Origin of the sequence: Micromonospora sp. DT4, assembly GCF_049841675.1 — a bacterium.
Classification (GTDB): domain Bacteria; phylum Actinomycetota; class Actinomycetes; order Mycobacteriales; family Micromonosporaceae; genus Micromonospora.
Genome location: NZ_JBNCKT010000502.1, coordinates 1 through 243 on the forward strand (window position 1 = coordinate 1; position 243 = coordinate 243).

1 protein-coding gene is annotated in these 243 nt (G+C 66.3%); it reads left to right on the plus strand.

Annotated elements, in window-relative coordinates:
• Positions 1-49: 49 nt before the first annotated feature.
• On the plus strand, positions 50-243 hold a 194-nt coding region (locus ACLQ24_RS30685), incomplete at its 3' end, for a hypothetical protein (protein WP_425895206.1).

The following is a 243-nucleotide window of genomic DNA, read 5'->3' on the forward strand; positions in this document are numbered from 1 at the left end:
GGTGCGGGAGCAGCCCAGCGAGTCGGACGGCACGGGGGAGCTGTGGGAAGTGCCGTCTGAATACCCTAACGAGCTGCTGCGTGAGGCGTATGACTGGCTCGATCAGACTTGGGGCAGAACACCGTTGACGGGTCCGGTCCTCACTGACGTGTCGACCGATCCGGCGGGCACGTCCACGCCGGGCATGATGGCCGCTTCCACCGACCCTGCCGTCACGACAGAAGTGTGGACCGGGTCGTCGTC